General features: G+C 53.5%; 20 protein-coding genes. 9 read left to right on the top strand and 11 right to left on the bottom strand.

All coding sequences use genetic code 11. The features are described 5' to 3' along the window. The first annotated feature begins 5 nt into the window (after nt 1–5). A complete protein-coding gene (locus FJM65_RS02675; RefSeq protein WP_140619132.1) occupies nt 6–1,622 on the top strand; it encodes a M1 family metallopeptidase in 1,617 nt (538 codons plus the stop codon). Nucleotides 1,623–1,984: 362 nt separating this feature from the next. Then, a complete protein-coding gene (locus FJM65_RS02680) occupies nt 1,985–2,476 on the top strand; it encodes a hypothetical protein (RefSeq protein WP_140619133.1) in 492 nt (163 codons plus the stop codon). 3 nt (nt 2,477–2,479) lie between these two features. On the opposite strand, the gene FJM65_RS02685 is transcribed toward FJM65_RS02680, so the two are convergent. Beyond that, a complete protein-coding gene (locus FJM65_RS02685; RefSeq protein ID WP_140619135.1) occupies nt 2,480–3,376 on the bottom strand; it encodes a sulfotransferase domain-containing protein in 897 nt (298 codons plus the stop codon). A gap of 124 nt (nt 3,377–3,500) precedes the next feature. On the opposite strand from FJM65_RS02685, the gene cysC reads away from it, so the two are divergent. The 3 genes from cysC to FJM65_RS02700 all read left to right on the top strand — a co-directional run bounded on the left by cysC (nt 3,501) and on the right by FJM65_RS02700 (nt 6,643). Continuing rightward, complete coding sequence (gene cysC, locus FJM65_RS02690; RefSeq protein WP_140619138.1) at nt 3,501–4,121, top strand: adenylyl-sulfate kinase; 621 nt, start codon at nt 3,501–3,503, stop codon at nt 4,119–4,121. A gap of 60 nt (nt 4,122–4,181) precedes the next feature. Next, complete coding sequence (cysQ, locus tag FJM65_RS02695; protein ID WP_140619140.1) at nt 4,182–4,976, top strand: 3'(2'),5'-bisphosphate nucleotidase CysQ; 795 nt, start codon at nt 4,182–4,184, stop codon at nt 4,974–4,976. 113 nt (nt 4,977–5,089) lie between these two features. After that, nucleotides 5,090–6,643 carry an N-acyl-D-amino-acid deacylase family protein gene (locus FJM65_RS02700; protein ID WP_140619142.1) on the top strand — a complete coding sequence of 518 codons (1,554 nt, stop codon included), beginning with the start codon at nt 5,090–5,092 and terminating at the stop codon, nt 6,641–6,643. Nucleotides 6,644–6,781: 138 nt separating this feature from the next. On the opposite strand, the gene FJM65_RS02705 is transcribed toward FJM65_RS02700, so the two are convergent. Beyond that, nucleotides 6,782–7,273, bottom strand: a complete 492-nt coding sequence (locus FJM65_RS02705; protein WP_140619145.1) for a GAF domain-containing protein — start codon at nt 7,271–7,273, stop codon at nt 6,782–6,784. Between the two features lie 224 nt (nt 7,274–7,497). Here FJM65_RS02705 and FJM65_RS02710 point away from each other — a divergent pair, with 224 nt between their 5' ends. Together FJM65_RS02710 and FJM65_RS02715 are read left to right on the top strand one after the other, a co-directional pair. Beyond that, nucleotides 7,498–8,544, top strand: coding sequence for an SDR family oxidoreductase (locus FJM65_RS02710; protein ID WP_140619147.1), 1,047 nt, complete (start codon nt 7,498–7,500; stop codon nt 8,542–8,544). Nucleotides 8,545–8,787: 243 nt separating this feature from the next. Further along, the gene (locus tag FJM65_RS02715; RefSeq protein ID WP_140619149.1) at nt 8,788–9,006 is read left to right on the top strand and encodes a hypothetical protein; all 219 of its coding nucleotides are present in this window, start codon (nt 8,788–8,790) and stop codon (nt 9,004–9,006) included. A gap of 63 nt (nt 9,007–9,069) precedes the next feature. Here the strand turns inward: FJM65_RS02715 and FJM65_RS02720 are convergent, their stop codons facing one another. From FJM65_RS02720 to mug, 3 genes are all read right to left on the bottom strand, one after another. Then, nucleotides 9,070–9,405 carry a hypothetical protein gene (locus FJM65_RS02720; RefSeq protein WP_140619151.1) on the bottom strand — a complete coding sequence of 112 codons (336 nt, stop codon included), beginning with the start codon at nt 9,403–9,405 and terminating at the stop codon, nt 9,070–9,072. 108 nt (nt 9,406–9,513) lie between these two features. Then, nucleotides 9,514–10,464, bottom strand: coding sequence for an NADP-dependent oxidoreductase (locus tag FJM65_RS02725; RefSeq protein WP_140619153.1), 951 nt, complete (start codon nt 10,462–10,464; stop codon nt 9,514–9,516). A gap of 163 nt (nt 10,465–10,627) precedes the next feature. Beyond that, nucleotides 10,628–11,185, bottom strand: coding sequence for a G/U mismatch-specific DNA glycosylase (gene mug, locus FJM65_RS02730; RefSeq protein WP_140619155.1), 558 nt, complete (start codon nt 11,183–11,185; stop codon nt 10,628–10,630). A gap of 134 nt (nt 11,186–11,319) precedes the next feature. Between mug and FJM65_RS02735 the strand changes: the two genes are divergently transcribed. Further along, nucleotides 11,320–12,186 (top strand): alpha/beta fold hydrolase, encoded by an 867-nt coding sequence (locus tag FJM65_RS02735; RefSeq protein WP_140619157.1) that lies wholly within the window; start codon nt 11,320–11,322, stop codon nt 12,184–12,186. Between the two features lie 82 nt (nt 12,187–12,268). Here the strand turns inward: FJM65_RS02735 and hemA are convergent, their stop codons facing one another. From hemA to FJM65_RS02760, 5 genes are all read right to left on the bottom strand, one after another. After that, entirely contained in the window at nt 12,269–13,534 is a 1,266-nt protein-coding gene (gene hemA, locus FJM65_RS02740; protein WP_140619159.1) for a glutamyl-tRNA reductase, read from the bottom strand. A 327-nt stretch (nt 13,535–13,861) separates the two neighbouring features. Further along, complete coding sequence (locus FJM65_RS02745) at nt 13,862–14,923, bottom strand: response regulator (RefSeq protein ID WP_140619162.1); 1,062 nt, start codon at nt 14,921–14,923, stop codon at nt 13,862–13,864. After that, nucleotides 14,920–16,155, bottom strand: a complete 1,236-nt coding sequence (locus tag FJM65_RS02750) for an ATP-binding protein (protein WP_140619164.1) — start codon at nt 16,153–16,155, stop codon at nt 14,920–14,922. Before FJM65_RS02750 ends, FJM65_RS02745 begins: the two co-directional genes overlap by 4 nt. A 106-nt stretch (nt 16,156–16,261) precedes the next feature. Next, complete coding sequence (locus FJM65_RS02755) at nt 16,262–16,714, bottom strand: response regulator (protein ID WP_140619166.1); 453 nt, start codon at nt 16,712–16,714, stop codon at nt 16,262–16,264. A 13-nt stretch (nt 16,715–16,727) separates the two neighbouring features. Continuing rightward, nucleotides 16,728–18,269 (bottom strand): PAS domain-containing sensor histidine kinase, encoded by a 1,542-nt coding sequence (locus FJM65_RS02760; protein ID WP_239022798.1) that lies wholly within the window; start codon nt 18,267–18,269, stop codon nt 16,728–16,730. Nucleotides 18,270–18,524: 255 nt separating this feature from the next. Here FJM65_RS02760 and FJM65_RS02765 point away from each other — a divergent pair, with 255 nt between their 5' ends. Continuing rightward, nucleotides 18,525–20,339 (top strand): nitronate monooxygenase family protein, encoded by a 1,815-nt coding sequence (locus tag FJM65_RS02765; protein WP_140619168.1) that lies wholly within the window; start codon nt 18,525–18,527, stop codon nt 20,337–20,339. A 58-nt stretch (nt 20,340–20,397) separates the two neighbouring features. Here the strand turns inward: FJM65_RS02765 and glgX are convergent, their stop codons facing one another. Next, nucleotides 20,398–22,521 (bottom strand): glycogen debranching protein GlgX, encoded by a 2,124-nt coding sequence (gene glgX / locus FJM65_RS02770; protein WP_140619170.1) that lies wholly within the window; start codon nt 22,519–22,521, stop codon nt 20,398–20,400. Nucleotides 22,522–22,622 lie beyond the last annotated feature (101 nt).

Consider the following 22,622-nt stretch of genomic DNA (forward strand, 5'->3'; position numbering starts at 1 on the left):
TTCTTATGAAAAAGCACCTCCTTCTTTCGCTGTTCACGGCGCTGTGCCTTGGCGCGCAGGCGCAGGACAATAACTGGACCTGGGGCGGCCCCTTAGACCCGGCGCAAGCTACGTTTGATGTGAAGCATTACACATTGCGGCTGCAAATAGCTCCGGATGAACATAAAATAGGCGGCTCTGCCGATGCCACGGTAGAACTTATAGCTCCTACCGATAAGATCAGGCTGAATCTGATTGATGCCTATACTGTGAGCGGCGTGAAGGTAAACGGGAAAAAAGCCAAGTATACCCGAGGCACAGACCTGCTGGATGTGGAGTTGAAGCGGATTTACCAGCCGGGCCAACGGGTGACCGTGACGGTTGCCTATGCAGGTACCCCGCCCGAGGCGATTAACCCGCCCTGGCAGGGAGGCTTTACCTTTAGCACAGACTCGAACGGCAAGCACTGGATCGGCCTGTCGTCGCAGAACGAGGGAGCCAAGATCTTTATGCCCTGCAAAGACCATCCATCTGATGAGCCGGACGAGGGCGTGGAGCAGTTTATCTCGGTGCCTGCCCCTTACCAGGTAGCGGCCAACGGTGTGCTCGTTTCGGAGAAGAAGAAAGGCGACCAGATCACCTACCACTGGAAAACCGACTACACCATCAACAACTACGGCATTAACTTTACGGTGGGCGACTTTGCCGTTACCCGTCGCAATTATACGACCGTGGAGGGAAATACGGTGCCGATGGTGCTATACCTGCTGCGCCAGAATGCAGAGAAGGCGCCAGAGTTGATGAACATACTGGAGATCAGCCTGAAAACACAGGAGAAATACTTTGGCGAGTACCCGTTCCGGAAAGAGAAAGTGGGGATTGTGGAGACGCCATACCTGGGGATGGAGCACCAGACGATAAACGCCTATGGCAACAAGTTCCGGTTTACCAAAGTTGGCGACGCGCCCTACGACCACCTGCTGCACCACGAGCTGGGCCACGAGTGGTGGGGCAACAAAGTGAGTGTGAAAGACTGGGCAGATTTCTGGGTACAAGAGGGCCTCTGCACCTACGGCGATTGGCTGTTTGTGGAGGAGCATGCCGGCCACGAGGCATACATGCGGCACGTAAAGCTGATAGCCAAGAACATCCCAAACCGCAACCCGATCATCATCCGCGACAATAACGTGGATTCGGATGAGGCTTACCACGGTGAAATCTACTCCAAAGGTGCTTACGTGATGCACTCGCTCCGCTACATGCTCGGTGACGAAGTCTTCTTCCGCACCCTGAAAAGCTTTATCATGAGCCCCGTTTATACCTATGAAAACCAGGTTAAAACTGCCGACCTGCAAAACTTCATCTCCAAAGAAACTGGCAAAGACATCAAGCCTTTCTTCGACCTGTACCTGCGCACTACCGAGGTGCCGGAGGTGGTAGTGGAGCAAAAGTCCGGAAACCGCTACACGATCCGTATCCCGAACATCAGCTTTACCCTGCCAATGGATGTGACAACCGACGCCGGCACCCAACGCCTGGAGCTCTCGAGCAAGCCAGTGGAGGTAAGCTCTACCACTGCCCCGGAAATTGATGCAGATGGATGGTATCTGAAAAGTGTGGTGATGGGGGAAGGTACGCTGTAGTTTTACTCGTCCAACCACCCCTGCCCCTCCGAGATACGCTCGCTACCTTCGAACTCGCGTTCTCGGTAGTCCAAGGAGGGGAATTCTGCCGATGATTACCTCACCGCTAACCCCTCCCGAGAGGGGAATTTACTCTGGCCCTCCCATCTATCGAGGTCCTAAAAGTATAAGATACAACTGTAGTTTTGAAAGACTGAGGATAAAAACTGCCAGAAAGTATAGCTAGAAAACGGTGTTCAATGTAGTATAAAACAGGTCAACATACCCACCCAGACAACTACTTTCAAAAATCAAACAACAAACCCTATACCTCCTGCTCCCGTTCCTGTTGGATTAGAAGTATAAACCATCAGCAAAGAACATTGGAAAGTATAGAAACAAAACAACCTGCAAAGCAAACAGACCAGCTGGTCAGGGAGCAACTGGCAGAGCTATTGAAGGGAGGCTTTGCCCCAAACGTGATCCTGTTGCGGGAGTTTGACTATAAAAAAGCCGACATCCTGCTCGACGGGCTCCACTTCTCGGCCTGGATCCTGCTGGGACACATCCGGGCGCGGCACCAGACGCTGCTGCGCTTTATGCAGCACCCGCACGAGGATATTGATGTTTGGCCTGATGCGCACTGGCCCGAAAACCATAAACCGCAGAGCGAAGAGGAATGGAACAAGGCCATTGATGCCTACGCGCAGGAACTGCAGGAAATGATAGCGCTCATCAAAGACCCTGCAACGGCTCTTTTTGAAGTGCGGCCAAACGGCAAAACCGTTTCCTGGGCCGCCATGACGGCGCTGCACCACACCGGCTACCACATCGGGCAGCTAAAGACCATTGGCCGGCAGCTGGGGGTTTGGTAACCTTTACTCCTGATACAGCGGCTGTTGCGAGGTGATGATTTCCTGTATCAACTCCTCAAAATCCTGGTGCGGCGGCTCAGGGCTATAGCTCATGGACTCCCCTTTATATTGCGGATAATTCAGGCAACGGATCAGCGGACCGGCGATAACGTCAGCCTGCTCTGCCTGCGCATCCGTCAGCTGGTCCATCCAATAACCCGACTGGCCTTTTTTCAGGTGCTTCGGGTTTTTGCTTTTGAGCGTGGCAAAACTCATGGCCTCCTGCAGCTCCTCCCGCTCTTTCTCGCTCAGGTCCACTTCCAGGTAATCAAGCAGGCGCGCCAGCTCCCCCTGAAAATCGAGCAGGAAACCTTCGTAAAAAGCTATGTGGATGTTGTGCTCGCGGCTGTAGCGCAGGTGGTCAAACACGTGCCATACCCACTCCAGCATCAGCTCCTCAAAATGGGCCTCCAGGTACTGTTGCGGGTCTGTTAGCTCCTGCGGGTAATACTTCAGCATATACTCCGACGTATAGTATTTAGCCGCAGAAATGGCACGGTCGCGGGGGTCGCGCACAATGTATACTTTCTTATCGAAGAGGCTGAACAGTTCCCCGCTGCGCTTGCAGATGGGCGAGTGCGTCCATACATGATCGGTCTGTTCCACATAGTCTGCGATACTTTCCAGTGGCATCCGGAAAATGCTGCTGATGCGGTAACTGTACTGCAGGTCGGTTACGTCCAGCACATCGATGCTGGCTTGGCTGGGGTAGTTCAGCTCCCAGGTTTTTGCCAGCTCATAAATCGGCTGCCGCTGTATAAAGCTCGTGACCGTATGTCCGCTTCGCTGCATGACCTGCTGCAAGATCTGATAAAGCCAAAAGTTGCCGCATTTGGGGGCGCCGCCCTGTAAAATTTTCATCCTATTCTGCCTTGAGTATACTTCGTTGGGCTGCTATACGGCTTTTTGGCTATTGTTGCCGTACAAGTTCATCGGAAGTATGGGATTTATACTTTGATTTGACCCCACACCATGGAGAGCAACTATGAAAAACATCTATCCTTTTAAATCGAAAGTATGCCACGCGCAACGCCGCCAACTGATGCAGCAGGAGTCCCGCCTGTTCTGGCTCACCGGCCTCTCCGGTTCGGGCAAAAGCTCGCTGGCGCTGCGGCTGGAGCACTACCTTTTTCAGCAAGGATATAAAGTATACCTGCTGGATGGCGATAACGTACGCAACGGCCTGTGCCGCGACCTGAGCTTTACGGAAACAGACAGAAAGGAGAACATGCGCCGGGTGGCCGAAGTGGCAAACCTGATGCTGGATGCTGGCTTGGTGGTGATTTGTGCCTTTATCTCGCCTTATGCCGCAGAGCGGGAGCTGGTTCGGCAGATCGTGGGGCAAGAGCGATTTTCCGAAGTGTACGTCAGCTGCCCGCTGCAGGTGTGCGAGCTGCGCGATACCAAAGGGCTGTATGCCAAAGCACGGGCCGGCAAAGTGCAGAACTTCACCGGCATCAGCGCCCCTTACGAAGCGCCCTCCGCGCCGGACCTTATACTTGCAACAGACAATGAATCCATCGAAGCATCCTTGCAAAAACTGATTAGCTTTGCAGCACCACAGCTGCAGCTGCAGCCCCCAATGAGGGTGGCGGCAGGAGAATGATACCTGCTATACTTTAAAGCCGCCTCTGTTTATACCACTGTACGCAACGCATACATCGCCATGAAAAGCCCGCACACGCCTGACGTAGCCGCCCTCCTGCAATCCGCCAAAGCAGCAGCCCTGGAAGCCGGCGCTGCCATACTTCAGATTTATGAATCGGGGCAGGTGGAGGCCACCTTGAAAGCAGATGACTCTCCCCTGACAAAAGCAGACCGCGCCGCGCATGCGATTATCACCAGGCACCTATCTGAAACGGGCTTGCCCATACTTTCGGAAGAAGGAAAACAGCAGCCATACGAGCAGCGGAATAAGTGGGATTGGTACTGGCTGGTGGACCCGCTGGATGGCACGAAGGAATTTCTGAAGCGCAACGGGGAGTTTACCGTGAACATTGCCCTGATGCAGGGGCAAAAACCTGTTGGCGGCGTTATTTACGCGCCTGTGCTCAGGAGCCTGTATGTTGGCTCTACCCAAACCGGCGTTACGAAGGAAACTAACGGCGCAGTAGCGCACCTGAGCCCCTTGCCCACGCCTCATACCCTCTCTTCGCTGGAACAAAAACCTCACTTCAGTGTGGTGGCCTCGCGCACGCACCTTAGCCCCGAGACAGCAGATTTCATAAAGCGGTTTCCGGGAGCAGACACGCTAAGTATGGGCAGCTCGCTTAAGTTTATGCTTTTAGCCGAAGGCAAAGCAGACCTCTACCCCCGCTTCGCCCCGACCATGGAGTGGGATACCGCCGCCGCGCACGCAATTCTGAATGCCCTGAACAGGGGCATTTTTCAGGAGGACTTAAAGAAGGAACTAACCTACAACAAACCGGACCTCCTCAACCCCAGCTTCATCGCCCTCTAACCGCGCCAGTTTTTTACCTGAAGATTTCTCCGTAACTTATACTTCCGGCAGCGGACTCTAGCGCGGCAGGCCTCCGCTAGGCACTCAAAAAGCAACAACCACAACATCTAACCATGACCAACTACAGAAAACTACGCCGTTTATTGCCGGCCATACTTCTTACCGCTGTCGCCTGCCAGGGCAATACGGAGAAGGTGCAGGATGACGTGACCTATGACCTGCAGGTACGGAACGCAAAAGTGGTGGACGGGACAGGCACTGCGCCCTATATGGCAAACCTGCTGATAGGCGCCGATACCATTGCGGTGATAGACCAGGATACTGCCCATACCTACAAGGCCCGCAAAACCATAGACGCGGCTGGAATGGTGGTGGCACCCGGTTTTATCGATACCCATGCGCACGGAGACCCAATCAAAGAGCCTGATTTCAAGAACTTCCTGGCGATGGGCGTTACCACTATTTGCCTGGGGCAGGATGGCTTCAGCCATAACAACAAAGACATGGGCGCCTGGATGGACTCTGTGGATGCAGCCAAACCGGGCGTGAATATTGCCATGTTTGCCGGTCATAACTCGTTGCGCGTGCTGTCGGGGGCCATGTACCAGAAGCAGCCCGCAGAAGAGCACATGAAAGCCATGGAGCAACTGGTGGCCGATGCCATGGATGCCGGCTGCTACGGCCTGACCACTGGCCTGGAGTATAACCCCGGCTACTACGCCTCCAGCGGCGAGCTCAACAGGCTGGCCAAAGTAGTGGGCGCTAAAGGCGGCCTTGTGATGAGCCACATGCGCAGCGAAGATGATAATCTGGTAGAAGCCTCGATTCGGGAACTGCTGGAACAAGGGAAGTACTGCCCGGTACACGTGTCGCACATAAAAGTAGTGTATGGCAAAGGCAAGGAGCGGGCACGCCAAGTGCTGCAGCTTTTAGACAGCGCCCGCCAGAGCGGCACTAAAGTAACCGCCGACCTCTACCCTTACACGGCCAGCTACACCGGTATTGCCATCTTATTTCCCGACTGGGCAAAATCGCCATATAATTACAAAGAGGTGCTGCAGACCCGCCGCGAAGAACTGAAGGAGTACATGCGCAAAAAGATTCAGCAGCGCAACGGCCCTGAAGCGACACTCATTGGATCGGGCAAGTATACCGGCAAAAACCTGGCGCAGATTGCTCAGGAACTGAAAAAACCTTATGAAGACGTGCTGGTAGATGACATTGGCCCTTACGGAGCCAGCGGCGCCTACTTTATCATGAATGAGGAACTGCAGGAAGAACTGATGCTGGACCCGCACGTGATGATCTGCACCGACGGCAGCCCGAGCATGCACCACCCGCGCGGCTACGGCGCCTTTGCCAAGGTTCTGGAAACGTACGTGCAGCAAAAGAAACTGCTGCCCCTGCAGGAGGCTATCCATAAAATGACGGCCCTGCCCGCCCAAACCATCGGCCTTGCGAAACGGGGAACGCTAAAGCAAGGCTATAAGGCTGATGTGCTCATCTTTGATCCGGCAGCGGTGAAAGAGACAGCCACTTACGAAAAGCCTGACCAACTGGCCACGGATTTCCGCTATGTGCTGCTTGGTGGCAAGGTGGTAAAAGAGGGTGATACGTTCACAAGCGACAGGCAAGGCAGCGTACTGCGCAAAGTTGTGCAGCAGTAAATATAGCGGCACTTACCCATACGTTAACGGAGGCAGGAAAAAACCTGCCTCCGTTATTTTTTTGGTGAAACGACAGAATCCTCCGCCTTTGTAGCAAGCTAGAAGACCCGCAGCACCCTGTAAACCCGGAGCAGTTGGTTAGCGCTGCTCCGCCGCTTGCTGCTTTTTCAGCTTTCCGCTTATCAACTCGCCAATTTGCATCAGGTGCGCCTTCTCCTCTTCTGTGAAATCATACGGCACAGGCTTGGCAATGCCCAAGGTGCCGTACAGTTGTCCCTCCAACATCATCGGCGCGGCAATGGAGCCTTCCACTTTTGTTTCTTTGGCGGCAGGCCTTGCCACCCCCGAGTTGTCCGTCTGCAGGTTGCACATCTCCACAGGCTGCTTCCGCTCGGCAGCTATACCGGCCATCCCCTTTCCGATCGGGATAGCCTGCATTTTCGGCAGCAGAAAATCAGGGATGCCCTGGTAGGCCTGCAGCGCCAGCATGCCCGTATTTTTATCTAAGGTATGGATGGTGCCGGTGGAGCATCCGAAGGCGCTAATCACATCCTCCAGAAGCTGTTGCCAGCCTTGAAGCCCTTCTTCCTGCTGAAGCTTTGAAATGATATCCGTTGAAGTAATGGTCATGAATTTTAGTGTTGGTTATACTTGTTATACTGAAGTAGCGTGTCCTGAGGAGGGTTTTACACCCCTAAAGGAAGCAGCAACATGCGCACAAGGGGCAGTCTGCAACTCCTTTGGCGAATAATCGCCCGGCTAATAAATAAAGCCTCCAATAACTAAGGCAGTCGTACGCTACGTATGTAAGTATAATATTAAAACTGAAATTAAACGAAAACAAACTTAGGATTATGAAGATTTCACTAAAACCACTCCGCGAGCAGGTCATCGTTATTACGGGCGCCTCCAGCGGTATAGGATTGGCAACGGCTCGCGCAGCGGCTAAAAAAGGCGCTAAACTGGTGTTGGCCTCCCGCAACGAGGAGGCGCTGGCAAATGTAGAGGAGCAGATTAAGACGGAAGGCGGCGAGGCCATACATTTGGTAGCAGACGTAGGCCGCCGCGAGGACGTGCAGCGCATTGCTGAAACTGCCATTCGCCATTTCGGCGGCTTCGACACCTGGATAAACAACGCGGGTGTTTCCATTTACGGTAAGCTCTCCGAGGTGAGCGAGGAAGACAGCCGCCGCCTGTTCGACACGAACTTCTGGGGTGTGGTGTCGGGCTCTTTGATGGCGGCCGATCATCTGCGCAACCGCGGTGGGGCCATCATCAACCTGGGCAGCGAGCTATCGGACGTGGCCATTCCGCTGCAGGGCATGTACTCGGCTAGCAAGCATGCCGTAAAAGGATTCACCGATGCTTTACGGGCTGAGTTGGAAGAAGACGAGGCACCGGTTTCCGTAACACTGATCAAGCCTGCCGGCATTAACACACCTTACACCGAGCATGCCCGAAACTATACGAATAAAGAGCTCACCTTGCCACCACCGGTATACGCGCCCGAAGAAGTGGCCTATGGCATCCTGTACGCCGCCGAACACCCAGAGCGCGACATCTTTATAGGCAGCGGCTCCAAGTTGATGAGCAGCCTGAACAAGTATGCGCCAAGCCTGGTAGATTGGGTAAACAAGAAATTTATGACTAACATGCAGCTCCGCGATAAACCTGCCAAACACAAGGATGGCTCTCTGCACGCCCCGGGCGCTGACGGCCATGTGCACGGCAATTACGAAGGGCATGTAATGAAGACGAGCCTTTATACCCGCGCCTCGGTGCACCCTGCCGTAACTGGTGCCGTGGTTGCGGCCGCTGCGGGCGCGGCCACTATGGCCTTGCTTGGCAAACAGCGTCAGAAAAAGCAGCAGAATCATCAGAAGGGAGGGGCTACGCTTTAGCCAGATATTAGAGAACTTCTCATAAACACTGCCTCTGCAGCTACGCGGGGGCAGTGTTTAATTTATAATTTAAGTATAATTTCTTTTGCTTTTAAACTGTATTCGGCTGCAAAGCGCAAATTAAAAGCCAATTTAAAACCTTTGCCTGCCTAACACCCGTAAAAAACAAGGTAAGCAATAAAAACCAGGTTGTCTGCTGTATATAGCAGCGCGGCCTCTTATGTTTGACTAAATAAAACTAATATGAAAAAGCTACTTTTTGCATTTGCTATCACCTTCGGCTCACTTAGTATGTACTCCTGCGGAGGCAACGAAGGAATGACTAATGGGGAAGCAGATGGAACTGTAATCGATACTGACACAACCGTCTCAGAGTTGGAGGTAGAGAGAACAGTTCAGGATATTGACACGACAGTAGAAACAGAGACAGAAACCATAGAGCCTGAAAACAACGATCAGTAAAATCAGGTTTAAAGTATAAGGCAGGGCAGCCCGGCTAATTTAGCTGTGGCTGCCCTGCCTTTTTTAGATGCGTTTGTCCAGGTCTTTGCCGAGGTCCCTCACCTGCTTCATAAAATCCTCAATGGTGCTGTCGGAATAGGTGCCATAGGCATCTGAGAGGCTTCCTTTCAGTCCTGATTTTGTTTCCAGCACATACAGGATGCTCATGTCGTCGGGGTTGCTTTCGCCCTCAAAGCGGTAAAAATTCACTATCCGGACGTCCTCCGGCCCGAACTGCTGGTTGCCGTCCATGGTACACAGCATGCCGGCCTCATTTACTTTGAAGTCGGTTGTGTAGCCCTCGCTGCGCAAATCTGCCAGTACTTTTACCAAAGGCGTTAATTCTGTCTTATCTTCCATTTTCTAAGTTATATCGCTTGATGTCTTCCTTACACCTAACCTGTTGAAATAGTTGTGCCGGGGATCGGCTACCGAGTATAAAATTCCTTTTTCTGATGAGCGACAGGATCAGGGCGTAATAACGATCTTGCCAGTGGTATGCTGCGTCTGAATCTGCTTCATCGCTTCCACGGTTTCATCCAACGTATACTTTTTGCTGACCGGCACATGCAGTTGCCCAGCCTCCGTTAGCTCCCGCAGTATGTCCAGCTGCCGCGTGTTAGGCTCTACAAACACATAGCTGAAGTCTATGGACGGATCGAGGTCTGTGCCGTGGTTGAGGATGGAAACCAGCTTTCCGTTGGGCTTCAGGGCTTGCAGGCTTTGCATCAGGGTTTCGCCGCTGGCACAGTCAAATATCAAGTCTACTCCTCCTGGCAGTAGCTGCTTCACCGCCTCCCCCACATGCGTGTCTTTATAAGTTATTGTATAATCGGCGCCCAAGTTGCGCATATACGCATGGTTTTGCGCGCTGGCCACGCCAACCACGGTGGCCCCTTTTACTTTGGCCAGTTGTATGGCCATGCTCCCCACACCTCCCGATGCCCCGAGTATCAGCACCGACTGCCGGTCCTGCAGCTGTCCTGCATCAAACAGCGACTGAAAGGCCGTCAGCCCTACCAGCGGTATGCCCGCTGCTTCCTCCCACGACACGTTTAGCGGCCTGCCGGTAAGGTAACTTTCAGGCAGCACAATGTATTCGGCAAAAGTGCCATACTGCACCACCGGCCTTCTGGCATAGGCGTATACTTGCTCTCCCACGTTAAACCTTCTGGCGCTGTAGCCACGCTCCACTATCTCACCGGCTACGTCCCAGCCTGGTATAACCGGAAACTGAGTTGGTAAAAAATCTTTCAGGTATCCTTCGCGCACGGCATAGTCTACTGGGTTCACGCCGGCGGCCTTTATCCGCACCATCACCTCCCCCTCCCCTGGCTCGGGCACATCTATAGTTTGCACATGCACATTCTCCGGGCCGCCAAACGTGTTATACACGGCCGCTCTCATTTGTTTTGCCATAGTTTATAAGTTTTGGGTACATCGGCAGCAAAAGCCGCCATACTTTATAGGGATGGTACATGTAACAGGCGCCGGAGGTTATGCAGAAGAGGATAACAAATGCGCCATCTATAGGGAAAGGTGTAAATGAAGCTCCACAGTAGATCTTAAACCGAGGAGCGCCCTACAGGGAATCGACAAAAGCGCGCAGCTCCGTATACACCTTTGCCAGCTTTTTAGGAGGATAATGCCCGTTCAGGCCGCTTGGGTTGGGCAACACCCACAGCTTGGTATGCCCGATGGTCTGCTCCTGCAGCCCGATGTCTGCGGTTGGTCTGCCGAATGCCACCCGATAGGCGCTCAACCCCAACAGGGCCAGCACCTGGGGCTGGTACAGAATTACCTTCTCTACCAGCTCTATTCCGCCTTCTATCAGCTCTGCTTTGTTTAACTCTGCCGCGTTGGCCGTTGCCCTGCTCACCACATTGGTAATGCCATAGCCAAGCTGCAGCAATTCCTGCTCCTGGTGCGGTTCAAATTTTACGGGTGTGAAACCTGCCGCATGCAGCGTTGGCCAGAAACGGTTGCCGGGGCGGGCAAAGTGGTGCCCCTTAACAGCTGTGTACAGGCCGGGGTTGATGCCGCAGAAAAGTACTTTCAGGTCTGGCTCCAGTATATCGGCTACAGTTTTGCCGGCGGCAGCGGCAAGCTCTTCTTTGGTTGGGCTTTTAGTAATTAGCATACCTCTGTTTTACTCATAGTAGCGGCATACGGTTATACTTTTATGCCTTAATTCCTGAAAGCTGCCCCTGTGGCTTGCTTGCTCATACTTGCACGCTAATCATCTTATTTATACTTATTTACGTAGCCACATGTATGGAACTACTCGTTGCAAACCAGTCGACAAGGCTGTACACCGTTACCTACCCTAACGCCGGCAAGGAAACCGTCATCCTGCTGCACGGAGGACCGGGTGTGCCCGACGGCCTGGAGCCGGTGGCAGAGCTGCTTCACCAGAATTATCAGGTCATCACCTTTCACCAGCGCGGCACGCTTAGCTCCCCCTGTTATGCCAACAAGTATACTGTAGAGCGGTATCTCTCCGACATCGACAGCATAGCAGAGCGCTTTAAACTGGAAAAATTTCACTTGTTCGGCCACTCCTGGGGCGGCCTGTATGCGCAGCTGTACGCGTACCAGAATCCGCAGCGGATTCGTAGCCTGTTCCTTTGCAGCCCGGCCTCGGGCACCGGCGGCCAGTGGCGCGAAACCGTCGCCGAGGTCATCGCTTTTAACAAAAGGAAAAGCACTGGCAAAGAGTGGTATAGTATGATAAAGAATGGCATACTTGGGGTACTGGGCAGCGACAGCGCTTACGAAAAGCTGTTTACGCAATTCTGCCTCAACATCAACAAAGGCTACGAGGTCAGCAACCCGGTGCCCGTTATGGTAGACCATATTGTGGCCAGAGCCATCAATAAAACGAATGTTGCGCTTCTGAAGGAGCCGATCCTGGAGCCTATGGTGGATCAGGGCTTTAAGGTAACAATAACCTATGGGGAGGATGATATCTTCGGCGACAGTATGCGCTACGTCAAAGAGCGTTATCCTTACGCTCAATTTGAGACGATACCCACAAGCGGGCACTTCCCCTGGCTGCACAACCCCGAAGTCTTTAACGAAACGCTAAAAAGCCACTTCAGCATTGCGCATGCCTCACCAGATAAAGTTACCAGCCAATAAGTATAAAAGCCGCTCAGGCACGCGACAAAGTATAAAGTATTAAACGACGGAAAAGCGCTGCCATCGCTTCAGAGGCTCTCCCTTAGGCCTCCTGCTTCTCCTCTAACTGAAAGAGCGCGCTCAGGCCGTTCAGCAATGCTTCGGACTCGCCGCGCATACAGGCAGCTTTCAACTCGATGGCCGGCAGCTTGACGATTTTGTTCAGCATGCTTTTGGTAATGGCTTCCACCGCAGCCCTTTCAGCCTCGCCCAGGTTTTTCAGGTAGCGCGCCATTTCCCGCTGCCTGATTTCCTCCAAGCGGTTCTTGAACTGCTGCAGGGCAGGCGACATAGCCATTTCCCTGGCCCAGGCCAGAAACTCAGCCATCGACTCCTGCACGATTTGCCTTACAGAAGCCACAGCTGCTAACCGTTTCTCCAGTGCTGCGGTGGCGCGGTTGCGGATGTTGTCGATGTTGCGTACGTGCACGCCCTCCAGCGTTTCCAGCTCGGCATCAATGCTGCGCGGCATCGACAGGTCAATAAAGAACTTTGGCGTCTGCAGCACCTGGTTTTCCAGCAGGCATTTGTCTATAAAGAAACAGTCGCCGGGCACCGAGGACACCACGACATCTGCCTTTTTGATCTCATCCCATACCTGCTCCCAATACACGGCTGTGGCTCCCGTCTTTTGGGCCAGCGCCACGGCCTTGTGGTGCGTTCTGTTCGCGATGATTACGTTGCGTACAGTGGATTTCTGGAAATTATCGCAAACATCAGCCCCAATCTCGCCAACGCCCACCATAAGCACACGCGGGTTCTCCATTCCCTTTGTCAGTTCCTCCACCAGCTCTACCGTGGCATAGGACACAGAGGCGGCCCCGTCGCGGAAGGCGGTTTCGTTTACAGCGCGTTTGTTCGCCGCAAAGATCGTGTGCATCAGGCGGTGCAGGAAAGGGCCTGCCATGTTGGCGTCGGCTGCCCACTGATAGGCCTTTTTCACCTGGTTCAGGATCTGCATATCGCCTACCACTTGCGACTCCAGCCCCAGCGACACATTATACAGCTGCTCGATGGCTTGAGCATGGTCGGTAATGCTGGTAAAGTATGGCGTAACCTCTTTGGTGGCAAAAAAGCCCTTCTCTATGGCTATCAGCTTGATCAGCTCGCGCGAGAGGTCTTTTTCGGCAGCATAGTATACTTCGGTGCGGTTGCAGGTAGAAAGCACCAGCACATCACGGGCCTCCGTGAACTCATTTATTTTGTCGAGCAGGTTCTTACAGTTAATCTCGTTCAGGGCTACGGTTTCACGTACGGGAATCGGAGCTGTTTTATAAGATAGCGTAAGGGCCTTGAATGTGTGCTGCATGGTTTTCATCTTCAATTACCCTGCAAATTTCGCTACCCTAAGGCTGCCATAATATGACATTTGTCACCTGTTTGCCGTTTTATGTCAGTTTCAGGAATAAAAGGCTGGATTTATACCACTATCCGTTAATTCGTATGCAGTACTTTTGACAAACTTACCGCCAGCTTCCCCTCCTCGAAGGGGCCAGAAATGAATTTTAAGCTGTTAGGAAACTATGCAACTGGTCCCTGCGCATCACTGAATTGATATGTGTTTTTATACTTTAATATCCACAAAAAAAGAGACGCAAGTCATTGCGTCTCTACAAGTTCAGGAGTCAGGCACGGCTTAATTGCGCATGCGCTGCAGCTTGTCCTGGTTTAGGATGGTGATGCGGCTGCCCTGGCTGTCGATCAGTTTCTCGTCTTTAAAGTCGGCAAGGGTGCGGATCACGGTTTCTTTCGAAGCGCCCACAATGCTGGCCAGGTCCTCACGCGAAATGGCTATCTGCTTTGTGCCGCCTTCTTCCCGCTGGTACTGCTTCTCCACGAGCAGCAGGGCCTCCGCCACGCGCTTGCGCACCGAGTTGTAGGCCAGCTTCAGGAGGCGCTCCTCGCGGTCGGCCAGGTTGTCTGATAAGATCTTGATAAACTTCGCAGCCACGTCGCGGTTGCGGTGCAGCAGCGAGAAAAAGTCCTCTTTCGGAATCACGTATACTTCCGCCTCTTCCTGCGCCATAGCAGACTCACGGTAATGCGACTCTTCCAGCAGATCGAGATAACCGATAAAATCGCCTTCTTTGTAAAGGTGAGTAATGTACTCACGCCCTTCTTCATTGGATTTAAAGGCTTTTACCCGCCCCTTGTTCAGGAAATACAGCGAGTTTGGCCGGTTGCCCTCCATAAACAGGTACTGCTTCTTTTTCAGCACCGTCAGCCGGCGGTCCGAAGAGATCAGCTTTTCCAGTTCCTCGTATCCTTTGGCCTCCTCTATAAACTCCTCCAGGCCCGCAGCGTTCTTGTTGAACTCCGCTTTCAGGATCTCGTTCTTTTTCAGGCGTATCTCTATGGCATCCAGCAGCTCCACATCGTCAAAAGGCTTTGTCAGGTAGTCGTCGGCACCCAGGTTCATGCCTTTCCTGAAATCCTCTTTTTCTGATTTGGCCGTCAGGAAAATAAAGGGAATACCGGCCGTTGCCGCGTCCTTGCTGAGCAGGTGCAGCACCCCATACCCATCCAGTTGCGGCATCATGATGTCGCAGATGATCAGATCGGGCTGCTCTTTGCGGGCCAGGTCCACGCCTATTCTGCCATTTTCGGCCTCCACCACCTGGTAGTTGGCCAGCGTCAGTATCTCGGCGGTGTTTTCTCTGATCTCTGCGTTGTCTTCTATTAAGAGTATCTTTTTCATGCTTCTGTGGTGTTAGGGAAAGTAACGGTGAAAGTGGTGCCTTTATCTAGTTCGCTGTCGTAATCCATTGTGCCGCCCATGATCTCTACATAGCGCTTGACGATGTTCAACCCTAAGCCTGTTCCCTGGATATTGGTTACGTTCTGGGCCCGGAAGAAAGGTGTGAAAAGGTGCGCCTGGTCCGCCTTCGGGATACCGATGCCCTGGTCCTGCACGGAAATGGTAAGGGTTTCGGCCTGTATGGCGGTGCTGAAGAGGATAGACTTGCCCTCGCCGGAGTATTTGCTGCCGTTAGAGAGCAAATTAAGCAGTATGTTCTTGAATAGTTGCTTGTCTATGGTAAACGAATCCTGCTCGCCGTGGTGCGTGTATGCTATCTTTTGCCCTTTCTTCAGGTAGCCCTGCATCTCGTCCACCACCTCGCGACAGAACGGCTCCAGGCTAAAGGTGGTGGGCACGTTGTAAATGCGGCCTTCCTCGATGCGGCTGATGGATAGAAAATCATTTAAGATAGACGTGAGGTTGCTCACCGCCGACTTTATACGGTCCACATGCTTCTGCCTTTTCTCGTCATCCTGCTCGGTTTTATACTTGCTCACCAGCGAGGCCGAAGAGAGCACCGTGCTGAGCGGCGTCCTGAACTCGTGCGAGGCAATGGTAACGAACCTTGATTTCAGCTCGTTCAGTTCCCTTTCCTTCTGCAGGGCCTTGTTGATCTCCCGCTGTGCCTCCTGCAGGCTTTCGTTCGTATGCTCCAGCTTTTTAATGGCTTCGGCCAGTTCCTGCGTGCGCTCCTCTACCCGCTGCTCCAGCTCGGCGTTCAGCTTCTGAATTTCTGCCAAACTCTTGGCATGCTCTATACTATACCGAATGGAGCGTTCCAGGTCATAGGTGTCAAAGCTACCCTTTATCAGGTAGTCCTGCGCGCCTACCCGCATGGCTTTTTCGTCCGTTTCGCGGTCGCCTTGCCCGGTCAGAAGTATGAAAGGAGCCTTGGCCCCCTCCTCCACGGCCTGCCGGATCAGCTCCAGGCCGTTATGCGCGCCCAGGTAAAAGTCTACCAGGTATACATCATACTTGTCCTGCCGAATCAGCTCCAGCGCCTCCTCAAACGAGGCCGACCAGTCGAGCACATAGTTTCGGCCGGGGATATCATCCATCGTATCCCGGGTGATGATGTAGTCATCCTCGTCGTCGTCTACCAGGAGTACTTTTATCTTGTTTTCGGACATGTGTCGAGTTAGAATGTTAGAAAATTAAAAAGTTATAAATTGAAGTAAAGAAAGTTGAACACATTTTATACTTTCTAACGCTCTAACTTTTTAACTTTCTAACCTCCTAGGGTTTTGGCAGTTCTACAATTTCAAACCAGTATTTGCTGAGGGTTTTCATCACATCCACGAGCGAGGCGAACGTAACGGGCTTGGTGATGAAGGAGCTCACGCCCAGGTCGTAGGTTCGGAGAATGTCTTCCTCGGCTTTGGAAGTGGTAAGCACCACCACCGGCAGTACCCGCAGGTGCTCATCCGACTTAATCTCCTTCAGTGCCTCGCGTCCGTCCTTTTTAGGCATGTTCAGGTCCAGCAGGATCAGGCCGGGCGTTGGGTATTGCTCTTTGTCGGCAAACTTGCCGCGGTTGTGCAGGTAGTCCATCAGTTCCTCTCCGTTCTCCACAAACTGCACCTGGTTTTTCAGCCGGCTTTCTTCCAGGGCCTCTTTTACCAGCATGCGGTCTTCCGCATCGTCATCTGCAATCAGTATCACAATTGTTCTTCTGTTGTTGGCGCTCATTTATACTAAATAGTTACGAAAAGTGCTTTTTTGCCAGGGTTACGATAAAGGTAGTACCCACGCCGGGCTGGCTTCGGGCCGTAATGTCGCCGCCATGGCGGATGGCAATCTTGCGCACAATGGCAAGGCCGATGCCCGAGCCCTCATACTTCTGCCCTTCCAGCCGTTGAAAGATGTTAAAGATCCTGTCCAGGTACTTCTCATCGAAACCAATGCCGTTATCCTGTATACGGATCTCCACCAGCTCGTCGCCGGGCGTGGAGGTAAGCCGCTCGTGGAGCTGCAGTTCAGTGGCCGTAACGGAGATGACCGGCTTCTCCCCCTCTTTTCGGAACTTAATGGCGTTGCTGATCAGGTTCTGGAAAAGCTGCCGCATTTGCGTCGGGTCGGCGTCGATAGTGGGCAGCGGCGAATGCTTGATTTCTGCGCCAGTCCGCTCAATCATGATCTCCAGGTCCGACAGCACTTCCTGCAGCACTTTTTCCAGGTTCACGGCGGCATAGGGCTTTGCCTTCGATGTTACCCGCGAGAAATCGAGGAGGTCGTTGATCAGGTTCTGCATGCGCGAGGCGGCGTTGAGCATGCGGTCCACGTAGTCTTTGCCCTGGTCGCTGAGTTTGTCATACTCCTTCATCTTCAGCCTGTCGCCAAAGGCCTGTATCTTGCGCAGCGGCTCCTGCAGGTCATGCGAGGAAACATAGGCGAAATCCTGCAGTTCACGGTTGCTACGCTCCAGTTCGGCGGCGTAGCGGCGCAGGCGCTCCTCGCTCAGCTTCTGCTGGGTAATGTCATGTATAAACCCGGTGTATACTTTGCGGTCGGTCAGGTATACTTCGCTGATGCTTAAGTATAAAGGAAAAACCATACCGTTCTTCTTCAGCCCCGACACTTCGCGGCCGATGCCGATAATGCGCTTTTCCCCTGTCTCGTGGTAATGGTGCATGTAGTTGTCATGCAGGCTGCGGTCCGGCTCGGGCATCAGCATGTTTATCTTCTGCCCGATCAGCTCATGTTCCTCATACTGAAAAAGCTTGGCTGCGGCAGGGTTCACCATTTCTATCACGCCCCGCGTATCGATGGTAATGATGCCGTCCACTGCCGTCTGGATGATGGAGTTGATCCGGCTTTCGCTTTCACGCAGGGCTTCCTCTGTTTTCTTCAGGTCGGTGATGTCGTGCACGATGCCTGTGAAAATGGTCTTCTCCTCCAGCTTTACTTCCGCAATGCTCAGAAAAAACGGAAACAGCTTACCCGTTTTCTTTTTGCCAAGCACCTCGCGCCCCTTGCCGATGATCTGCCCCACGCCGGTACTCATGTAGCGGTCGATGTAGCTATCGTGCAAGCTGTGGTCAGGCTCGGGCATCAGCATGCTCACGTTGCGGCCAATCATCTCTTCGGGCGAATACCCAAATATCTTGGCGGCAGCCGGGTTCGCGCTCTCCATGATGCCATGGCTATCAATCGTAATAATGCCATCCACAGCCGTCTCAATGATAGCTTTTAGCCTGGTCTGGCTTTCCACGTTGCTTCGCTGCAGGCGTCTTTTTTCTTCCACAGGCAGTTTGTTTTTGATAAAGGTAAGGACTCTGGCGCAACCGGCAAAAGTGCCTTACTATAATTTTAGTTCTCAGAAAATGACTTTTGTCACTCCTGTGGCTGACGCTGCTCATTTACGCTGCAGCCACCTTCCGCTACCTTGTGTCACGGTTCCGAAGCCATTTTAGCGCAGCTGCTTCCAGGGCGGCCACAGGAAGCGCGACTTTTAACTGTCTTCAAAAAATAAAACAATTTTCAGTACAACACAAGCTTCATGCAAAAAGATACACCGCACTCGTTCCACATCCCGGTTATGGGCCTCGCCTTTTCAATAGACACGCCGCTGAAGGTTGCCCGCTTCGGCATTTCCTCGGTGGCCTCGCTGAGTGATGACGCCCTGCTGGAGCACACGCGGCAGCACTACAGCCAGCTGTACCAAAAACCGTTCATACCGATCTCGCAGAAGGAAGAGGATTACAGGGCCAAACGCGTGACCGCCTTCCTGAACCTGGTTGACGCGATCGTAAAGGAACAGTTACAGGAGTTGCGCCAGCAGGAATTCACGCCCGGCTCCGACCTTAGCAAATATTTTACGCTTCTGCCTGACGCTTCGCCGTTAAGGGCAAAGTATGATGTGATGCTACAGACCACAGACACACAGCAAAAATTGGCGCTACAGCAGCAACTGCGAGGTGCGCTGGTGGCCGGCAGCATCGACGTGAATATCATGACCAAACTGGACCGGGTAAACTACGCGAAAGACGGCCAGCCGCTGCCGCAGGAATACACGGATGCCCTTGCTGCCTTGCGCGGCTTTGCCAGGAGCACGGTGCGGTCGTCGGTGGTTTTCTCTGCCGGCATGAACATGCGCCTGTACGGCTATTTGGAGCAGTTTCCGTGTTTCTGCCCCAACCAGGCAGGAGAGCTTGAGAAGAAGGTAACTATAAAAGTAAGCGACTACCGCTCTGCACTGGTGCAGGGCAAGATCATGGCCAAAAAAGGAATTTGGGTATCTGAGTTCCGGATAGAGTCGGGGCTGAACTGCGGCGGGCACGCCTTTGCCACAGACGGCTACCTCATCGGCCCGATTCTGGAGGAGTTCCGGCAGAACCGCCAGGCGCTGCAGGAGGAACTGTACGGGCTGTTTAGCACTGCCCTTGCCAATAAGGGCATTCCACTTCCACCGCAAAAACCGTCGCAGCGGCTAACCGTGCAGGGCGGCATTGGCACGGCCCAGGAAGATTTGTTTCTGCACGAGTATTACGGCGTGGACGCCACCGGCTGGGGAACGCCTTTCCTTTTAGTGCCCGAAGCCACTACCGTAGACGACCCGACGCTGCAGCAGTTAGTAAAAGCAACGCAAGACGACCTGTACCTGAGCCCGATTTCGCCGTTGGGCGTGCCGTTCAATGCCCTGCGCGGCACCTCCAGCGAAAAGCAAAAGCTGGACCGCATGGAGCGCGGCAAACCCGGCAGCCCCTGCGAAAAGAAGCACCTGGTTTCCAACACCGAGTTTACCGATGAGCCTATCTGCACGGCCTCCCGAAAATACCAGCGCCGTAAGCTGGCGCAGCTGCAGGCACAACAGCTGGCTCCTGACGTTTACGAGGCCGAAGAAGCCAAAGTGCTGGCCAAAGAGTGCCTCTGCGACGGACTGGCTACCTCTGCCCTGCTGCTCTTTAACATGACGAAAAAGGCGGCCAACAAAGCGGTTACTATCTGTCCGGGTCCTAACCTGGCCTATTTCTCAGGCATTTTTAAGCTACAGGAGATGGTGGACCATATCTATGGGCGCTTTAATGTCCGCAACAGCACCTATCGCCCGCACATGTTCATCAACGAGCTGAAGATGTACGTGGACTACTGGAAAAACAAGCACAACGAGCAGCTGGAAGAGTTGACCGAAAAGCAGCTTAAATACCTCCAGACATTCCGAAATAACCTTTTGGAGGGCATCCGCTACTATAAAAAGCTTCTCCCGTCGCTCTTCAACGACCACCTGGAGCAACAGGCCATCATGCTGGACGAGCTGCTGGACGCAGAGGACCAACTCACGTTCTTTAAACTAAAGCAGGCGCTGGCAGTGTAAACTAAAGTATAAACCCCGGCTGTGGGGCCGGGGTTTATACTTTAGTTATGCTTATACTTTAATTGGGCTGCTGCAGCACCACCACTGAGCGCGCCGCCACCTCCAGCGTTTTGCCGGATGCCAGTTCCTCTCCTTTCTCATCCATCGTGCCGGAGGCCGTGTCTATGACCTTGCGCCACGTGCTGCCATACTTCTTGGGCGGCAGTTTATAGGTTAAAGGCTCGTAGTGCGCGTTAAAGATCACATAGAAACTGTCGTCCACTATCTGCTCTCCCTTTGGCCCTTTGGCGTGCAGCCCTTTTCCGTTCATGTATACCCCCAAAGATTTGGCAAAGTCGTGGCTCCAGTTTTCCTCGTCCATTTCCCGCCCTTCCGGCAGAAACCAGGCAATATCCTTGAGCTTGTCTCCTTTTATGGGCTGCCCCTTAAACCAGCCGCGGCGGTTAAAGACAGGGTGCTTTTTACAGAAATGGATAAGCCGCCTGGTAAACGTCAAAAGCTCTTTATCAGCCTCCTGCCAGTTTAGCCACGAGATTTCGTTATCCTGGCAGTAAGCGTTGTTGTTGCCCGACTGGGTGCGGCTCAGCTCGTCGCCGGCCACCAGCATGGGCACGCCCTGCGACAGGAATAGCGTGGTCAGAAAGTTTCGTTTCTGCTTTGCCCGCAGCGCCTGCACTTCCGGGTCGTCTGTGGGGCCCTCCTCGCCGCAGTTCCAGGAGCGGTTGTGGCTCTCGCCGTCGTTGTTGTCCTCGCCGTTGGCGGCATTGTGCTTTTCGTTGTAAGCCACCAGGTCATGCAGCGTAAAGCCGTCGTGTGCGGTGATGAAATTTATACTGGCGGTGGGCTTGCGGTTATCGTCGCGGTATAAGTCGGAGCTGCCCGTGAAGCGCTCGGCGAACTCTGCCAGCATACTGTCGGCACCGCGCCAGTAGTCCCGGATGCAGTCGCGGTACTTGCCGTTCCACTCGGCCCAGCCCGGCGGGAACTCCCCTACCTGGTAGCCTCCCTCGCCAATGTCCCACGGTTCTGCAATCAGCTTTACCTGCGAGATCACCGGGTCCTGGTGTATGATGTCGAAGAAGGCGCTCAGGCGGTCCACCTCGTGCAACTCGCGGGCCAGTGTAGAGGCCAGGTCAAAGCGGAAGCCGTCCACGTGCATCTCCAGGATCCAGTAGCGCAGGCTGTCCATGATCAGGCGCAGCACGTTGGGCAGGTTCGCGTTCAGCGTGTTGCCCGTGCCGGTATAGTCCATGTAGTAGCGCTTTTCGTCTGTCAGGCGGTAGTACGCTGCGTTGTCGATGCCGCGGAACGACAGCGTTGGCCCCATCTGGTTGCCTTCGGCGGTATGATTGTATACCACATCCAGTATCACCTCGATACCGGCCTTGTGCAGCGCCTTTACCATTTCCTTAAACTCCACCACCTGCTCGCCGTGGGTGCCGCTGCTGGAGTAGCGCACATCCGGCGCAAAGTAACCGATGGTATTGTAGCCCCAGTAGTTTGTCAGGCCCTTTTCTACCAAATGGCGGTCGCTGATGAAGTGGTGCACCGGCATCAGTTCCACAGCCGTTACGCCCAGCTCTTTCAGGTACTTGATTGTAACGGGGTGTGCCAGCGCAGCATAGGTGCCACGTATGTCCTCAGGAATGTCGGGGTGCAGCTTGGTAAAGCCCTTGACATGCGTTTCGTAGATGATGGTGCGGTGGTACGGAATCTTGGGAGCCTTATCTCCTTCCCAGTTAAAGGAAGAGTCAACCACCACGCACTTAGGGATGTAGCGGGCACTGTCTGACTTACCAAAGCTCAGGTCTTCCTCCTCGTCGCCCATTTTATAGCCAAAAAGTGAGTCATGCCACTCTATTGTGCGGGTAATAGCCTTTGCATAAGGGTCCAGCAACAGTTTGTGCGGGTTAAACCGATGTCCGTTGCAGGGCTCGTAAGGCCCGTGCACGCGGTAGCCGTACAGCTGCCCCGGCTTTACATCCGGCAGGTAAGCATGCCAGATCTGGTGTGTCCGCTCCGTCATCTTGATGGTGGCATACTCTTTTTCATCGTCTGATGCGTTAAAGAGGCAAAGCTCCACACTTGTGGCATTATTTGAAAAGAGCGCAAAATTTACGCCTTTTCCGTCCCAGGTAGCCCCAAGCGGATACGGGCTCCCGGGATAGCTTACTATGTTCATTGTTTCTGACCGTTAAAGTATGGTGATGTGGCAGGCGCTGCACAGGATCATCCGGTGTGTTTATAAGTTTATCTGGCTGCCCCTGCGTTTAGTTCAACGGT

It is taken from the genome of Pontibacter mangrovi (genome assembly GCF_006385705.1).
In the GTDB taxonomy this organism is placed as follows: Bacteria; Bacteroidota; Bacteroidia; order Cytophagales; family Hymenobacteraceae; genus Pontibacter; species Pontibacter mangrovi.